This is a genomic window from Dietzia sp. CQ4, from assembly GCF_014145125.1.
GTDB lineage: Bacteria > Actinomycetota > Actinomycetes > Mycobacteriales > Mycobacteriaceae > Dietzia > Dietzia natronolimnaea.
Window position 1 is genome coordinate 1 of sequence record NZ_JAALDZ010000367.1, and the last position, 6,244, is coordinate 6,244.

5 protein-coding genes and 1 riboswitch are annotated in these 6,244 nt (G+C 71.7%); of the genes, 2 read left to right on the forward strand and 3 right to left on the reverse strand.

Going from position 1 to position 6,244, the window contains the following annotated elements:
- Window positions 1-58: 58 nt before the first annotated feature.
- Window positions 59-1,885, reverse strand: coding sequence for an acyl-CoA dehydrogenase C-terminal domain-containing protein (locus tag G6031_RS17085; protein ID WP_182653912.1), 1,827 nt, complete (start codon window positions 1,883-1,885; stop codon window positions 59-61).
- A 106-nt stretch (window positions 1,886-1,991) separates the two neighbouring features.
- Window positions 1,992-3,155 (reverse strand): pyridoxal phosphate-dependent aminotransferase, encoded by a 1,164-nt coding sequence (locus G6031_RS17090; RefSeq protein WP_182653913.1) that lies wholly within the window; start codon window positions 3,153-3,155, stop codon window positions 1,992-1,994.
- Window positions 3,156-3,200: 45 nt separating this feature from the next.
- Here G6031_RS17090 and G6031_RS17095 point away from each other — a divergent pair, with 45 nt between their 5' ends.
- Window positions 3,201-3,662, forward strand: a complete 462-nt coding sequence (locus G6031_RS17095; protein WP_179523662.1) for a Rieske (2Fe-2S) protein — start codon at window positions 3,201-3,203, stop codon at window positions 3,660-3,662.
- A gap of 176 nt (window positions 3,663-3,838) precedes the next feature.
- A riboswitch (FMN riboswitch) is annotated at window positions 3,839-4,032 on the forward strand.
- 94 nt (window positions 4,033-4,126) lie between these two features.
- Complete coding sequence (locus G6031_RS17100) at window positions 4,127-4,846, forward strand: nicotinamide mononucleotide transporter family protein (RefSeq protein ID WP_182653914.1); 720 nt, start codon at window positions 4,127-4,129, stop codon at window positions 4,844-4,846.
- A gap of 119 nt (window positions 4,847-4,965) precedes the next feature.
- Here the strand turns inward: G6031_RS17100 and G6031_RS17105 are convergent.
- The coding region (locus G6031_RS17105; RefSeq protein WP_182653915.1) for an MFS transporter at window positions 4,966-6,244 on the reverse strand (1,279 nt) is incomplete at its 5' end.

Below are 6,244 nucleotides of genomic sequence, written 5' to 3' on the forward strand. Positions count from 1 at the left end.
CCCGGCGAGACCGCCGGGCCGGCGACGGCGAGGTGAGCCCGGACCCCGCGGGCCGGATCTAGAAGGCGCCCTCCGGCATCCGCATGACGTCCAGGTCCAGGGCCTCGATGGTGGCGCGGGCGGCGGCGACCTGCGGCAGGTGGGCCCGCGCGAAGTGGCCGGCCACCACGACCTTGCCGGTGTAGAAGTCGTGGTCGTCGCCCGTCGCGTCGGCCAGTCGGCCCGATGCCACCGTCGCCTCGCGGAGCAGCATCCACCCCACCATGAGGTCGCCGACGGCCATGAGCAGCGGCACCGCGCCGAGCCCGATCAGGTACAGCGATTCCGGGTCCTCCTGGGCCGACATGAGGTGTCCGGTCAGGGTCCCGACCATGGACTCGACATCCGCCAGGGCGCCCGCCACCGCGGTACGGACGGACTCGAGTTCGGCGGGGCCGGTCTCGTCGACCGTCCGGTGGATCTGCGCGGCGATGTGACCGAGCGCGGTGCCGCCGTCGCGGATGATCTTCCGGAAGAAGAAGTCCTGCGCCTGGATGGCGGTGGTGCCCTCGTAGAGGGAGTCGATCTTGGCGTCGCGGATGTACTGCTCGAGGGGGTGGTCCTTCAGGTATCCCGAGCCGCCGAAGCACTGCAGCGACTCCGCCAGGCACTGGTAGGAGCGCTCGGACCCCACGCCCTTGACGATCGGGAGCAGCAGGTCGTTGACGGTGTGCGCCAGTTCCGGGACCGCGCCCGAGACGACCTCCGCGGCCACGATGTCCTGGTGGGCGGCCGCGTAGAGGTACACGGCGCGCAGTCCCTCCGCGTACGCCTTCTGGGTGAGCAGCGACCGGCGCACGTCGGGGTGGTGGATGACGGTGACCTTCCCGGCGTCGGGCTTCCCGGCGTCGGCCATGTCGTTGCCCTGCACGCGCTCCCGGGCGAACTCCAGCGCGTTGAGGTAGCCCGTGGACAGGGTGGAGATCGCCTTGGTCCCCACCATCATCCGAGCGGCCTCGATGGTCTCGAACATCTGCTTGATTCCCAGGTGGGAGTCCCCGGCGAGGAAGCCGACGGCGGGCCGGCCGTGTGCGCCGAACGCCACCTCGCACGTCGCGGAGGCGGTGAGCCCCATCTTCTTCTCGATCCCGGTCACGTACACGCCGTTGCGCTCACCGGGCGCCGCGGTCTCGGGGTCCGGCAGGTACTTGGGGACCAGGAAGTAGCTCAGGCCCTTGGTTCCGGGGCCCGCGCCCTCGGGCCGGGCGAGCACCTGGTGCCAGATGTTCTCGAACAGGTCGCCGGAGTCGGCGCCGGTGATGAACCGCTTGGCGCCCTCGATGTGCCAGGTGCCGTCGGGCTGCTCGATCGCCTTGGCGCGAACGGCGCCCACGTCCGAGCCGACCTCGGCCTCGGTGAGCATCATGGACGAACCGTGGTTGCGGTCGATGATCCGGGCGGCCCATTTCTGCTGCTGTTCGTTGCCGATGGTGTGCATGATCTCGGCGAACAGCGGTCCGGACAGGTACATGAAGATCGACGGGTTGGCCCCCAGGAGGAACTCCGTGATCGCCCACGTGACCATGCGCGGCGCCGCGACGCCGCCGACCGCGGGATCCACTCCGACCAGACCCCACCCACCGTCCTGCCAGGCGCGGACCGAGGCCACGTACTCCGGGGGGAGCGTGACCTCGTGGGTCTCGGGGTCGAACGTCGGCGGGTTCCGGTCGGCGGCGGAGAACGAGGCCGCCACGGGCCCCTCCGCCAGGGCGGCGGCCTCCCGCAACATGGTGCGCACCGTCTCGCCGTCGAGCTCCGTGTCATCCCGCTCGAGGATCTCGTCGAGCCCCAACACCTCGAACAGGACGAACTCCAGGTCACGCGGGTTGCTGCGGTAGTGGGACACTCGGGTACTCCTCGTCGACGCACGGGCGCGCCGCCCGGCGCGCCAGGCAACCACCGTAGGGCCTGCGAGACGCTCGCGCGAGTCAGTCCGGAGCGCGCTCCGTTTCTTACCGGTCGGCGAGCGCGCGGAGCCGGCGGCCGGCCTCGTCGAGGACCTCGGGCCGTTTGCAGAACGCGAACCGCACCAGGTGCGACCACTCGTCGGAGTACGTGTCGGTGAACGGCGCGAACGGCACCGCCGCCACGCCGATCCGTCCGGGCAGCTCCAGGCACCAGGACGCCGCGTCGGTGACGCCGAGCGGACGCGGATCCGCCGTGAGGAAGTAGGTCCCCTGGGTGACGGCGAGGTCCAGCCCGACGCCCGTGAGGATGTCCACCAGCTGGTCCCGCCGGTCCTGCATCTGCGCCCGTAGCGCCCGGATCCACGCGTCCTCGTGACGCAGGGCGTGCGCGACGGCGAGCTGCAGCGGTGTGCCGGCGGTGTAACTCATGTACTGCTTGGCGGCCCGGACGCCCGCGATCAGCCCGGCCGGCCCGGTCACCCATCCGATCTTCCAGCCGGTGCAGTTGAGCATCTTGCCGGCGCTCGAGATCCGCAGGGTGCGCTCGGCCATCCCCGGCAGGGTGGCGATCGAGACGTGCTCGTTGTCGTCGTAGGTCAGGTGTTCGTAGACCTCGTCCGAGATCGCGATCGCGTCGAACTCGTGGCACAACGCCGCGATCTGCTCGAGGTCCTCCCGCGGCAGCACCGCTCCGGTGGGGTTGTGCGGCGAGTTGACCAGCACGGCCCGCGTCCGCGGGGAGAACGCCGCCCTCAGCGAGTCCACGTCGAGCCGGAAACGATCGCCCGAGCGGACCATCCTCGCCGCGCGCCTGGTGGCCCCGGCCATCGCCACGGTGGCGGCGTAGGAGTCGTAGTACGGCTCGATCACCACCACCTCGTCGTCGGGCTCCACCAGGCCCAGCACCGCACCGGCGATCGCCTCGGTGGCGCCGACGGTGACCAGGACCTCTGTGTCCGGGTCGTGGACCAGACCCGTGTGGCCGGTCTCGTGGGCGACGATCGCGTGCCGGAGCTCGGGCACCCCCGTCCCGGGTGGGTACTGGTTGTGGCCCTCGCGCATGGCACGCACGGCGGCGTCGATCATCGACGCGGGGCCGTCGGTGTCGGGGAAGCCCTGCCCCAGGTTGACGGCCTCGAACCGCACGGCGAGTTGGGTGACCTCGGCGAAGATCGTGGTGGCGTGGGGCTCGAGACGGCGGACGGTCATGTCGTCAGCCTAGGTCCGCCGTCGCCGCCCGATACGATGGACCACATGACCGAGCACCCCGCCGCCGCATCCGTCTCCGTCGGACCGTGCACGCAGCGCCGCACCGTCCTGGCCGCCCTGCCCGGGATCATCCTGCTGCCGGGGATCGCCTCGGCGTGCGGGATGACCGAGCCGGCGGAGCCGCCGTCCACCGTGCAGCAGACGACCGAGGTGCAGGCCACCTCGATCCCCGCCGCGGACGTGCCCGTCGGGACCGCCAAGCAGGTCAAGTCGGGGGACGCGACGGTCATCGTCGCGCAGCCCACACAGGGTGAGTTCGTCGCGTACTCGGCCCGCTGCACCCATCAGGGTGGGACCGTCCAGGTGGTCCGCGACCTGCACCTTCGGTGTCCGCTCCACGGCGCCGAGTACGACGCGACCGACGGCAGCAACACCCTCGCGCCGGCCCCTCGGCCGCTCGACGTGGTCCCGGTGACCGAGGCGAACGGCCAACTGACGATCGGCTGACCCGCGGCGGGGTGCACCAGCGTCCTCCCCTCGTCGAGAAGAGCGTTCCGCACCCGTCGGCCGAGTGAGAATGCGTGGAACGCTCTTATCGACGGTGCGCTTATCGACAGCGTGCCGCCCCGCGCCTCCCGGGATGCGGGAGTTGCGGCGCCGCACCCGACAGGAGTAGAACGAGAACACGTTCTCAGGGCGGGGTGCAATTCCCCACCGGCGGTGATGTCACCGGTCCCATGACCGGCGGCGAGCCCGCGAGCGCCCCGCACACGCGGTGGACCGGACACCGAGTCCGGTCGGACCACATGCGCGGGGGTCAGCAGACCCGGTGTGATCCCGGGGCCGACGGTCATAGTCCGGATGGAAGAGAACAACGTGTTTCCCGAGGGACCGCGGCCCGGCCGCGGACCCGTGGGCGACGCGGCATAAGCCCTGGGCCGTCTGTGTTGAGCCCGTGAAAGGGGCACACGATGAGCCTTCTCGTCTCATTCCTCGACGCGCAGTTGATGATCGGCGGAGTGCCGATCCTGTGGCGCGAGATCATCGGAAACGTCTTCGGCCTGGCCGCAGCGATCGGCGGGATGCGCCGCGTGGTGTGGGCCTGGCCGGTGGGGATCGTCGGCAACCTCACGCTGCTCACCGTGTTCCTCGGTGGCGTCTTCCACACCCCGCAGGACGTCGACCTCTACGGTCAGGCCGGTCGGCAGGTCATGTTCCTCGCCGTGGGACTCTACGGCTGGTGGCGCTGGTCGCGGGACCGGCGGATCAACGCGGCCCTGCCCGGGCAGGCCGGGGGCGAGGCTGTCGCGGTCCATCCGCACTGGGCCACGGGCCGGCAGCGGGCGGGGCTCGTCGTCGGGATGATCGTCGGCACCCTGGTCTTCGGCTGGATCTTCTCCGAGCTCGGGTCGTGGGGCCCGTGGGCGGACGCGTGGATCTTCACCGGCTCGATCCTGGCCACCTACGGCATGGCCCGCGGGTGGACGGAGTTCTGGCTGCTGTGGATCGGCGTCGACATCGTGGGCGTGCCGCTGTTGCTCAAGGCCGGGTACTACCCGTCGGCGGCGCTCTACCTGGTGTACGGGGCGTTCGTCATCTGGGGGTTCGTGGTGTGGTGGCGCGTCGACCTGGCCGAGCGGGTGGGGGAGCCGTCTCCCGGGCAGCGGTCAGAGCAGGTGGCTGTCGGCTGACGCCCGCGCCCCGCGCCCCGCGCCCCGCGCCCCGCGCCGAGGGGTCGATTCCACTCACGTTCTCCCAGGGTGGGCTCCGGTGATCGGGCACATTTGCGACCACTCGACGGCCACGGGTCTCAGCCCGCCGCGACCCGGGCGGATACCGCCGCACGCCGCGGTCGCACGGCAGCCACCACGATCAACGACAGCGCGGCGAGCGCGAATCCGAGCCCGCGGAACTCGATCCACGCGAACACCAGACCCGAGAGCAGTCCGCCCGCCGCGCCGGACAGCGCCACGGCCACGTCGGCCTGGCCCTGGACGGTCGCGCGGACCGAGGTGGGCACGGACGTGGTGAGGGCGGTGGTGCCGGCCACCAGCCCCAGGCTCCACCCGAGCCCCAGCAGGATCAGCGCCGTGGTGACCAGCACCGTCGACTGCGGCGGGGACACCGCGGCGAGCACGCCCGAGGTCAGCAGCACCAGACCCGCCGAGACGGCGACGAGGCGCGTGCCGAACTTGTCCACCAGGTAGCCGGAGAGCGGCGCCGGCAGGAACATCGCCGCCACGTGCAGAGAGATCACCAACCCCACCACGGTCACCGCGTGATCATGCGCACGCATGTGGACCGGGGTCATGGTCATGAGCCCGACCATCACGAACTGCGTCAGTGCCATCACCGCGACTCCGGTGATCACGTCGCCCGTCCAGATGCGGGCGGGGGCGCCCGCCTCGGTGTGGGAGGAGGTGATGTCGGGAACCGCGGCACCGGAGGCGGTGACACCGGGGGCCGCGGCGCTGGCGGACGGGACCTCGGAGGATGGCGTGATCGCCGCGGTGATCGACGACGAGGTGGTCGCCGAGCCCGCGGCCGCGATCTCCCTCCGCCGCGCCTCGAGCAGCGGATCGGGCCTGAGCAGCAGGGAGATGACGAGCGCCGCACCGCCGTAGGCCACCGCCGCGAGGAGGAACGGTCCGGCCAACGGGAGCAGGCCGAGCGATTCGGCGACAACTCCCGTCGGTCCCACGAGGTTGGGGCCCGCGACGGCCCCCGCGGTGGTCCCCAGCAGGACGTACGACAGTGCCCGTCCGCGGCGCTCGGGGGTGGCCAGGTCGGCTCCGGCGTAGCGGGCCTGCAGGTTGGTGGCGGTACCCGAGCCGTAGACGACGAACGACAGGAACAGTAGCGGCAGCGATTCGATGGCCGTCGCCGCGACGATCCCGATCGCCCCGAGCGCGCCGAACGCGAAGCCCGCGGCCAATCCGGGGCGCCGACCCCGCGCCTGGGACAGTTTGCCCACGGCGACCGCGGCGAGCGCGGACCCACCGGTGAACAACGCCGAGGGCAGGCCGGACAGGCCCGGTCCGCCGAGCAGGTCCTCGGCGAGGAGCGCGCCCACGGTCACGCCGGCCGCC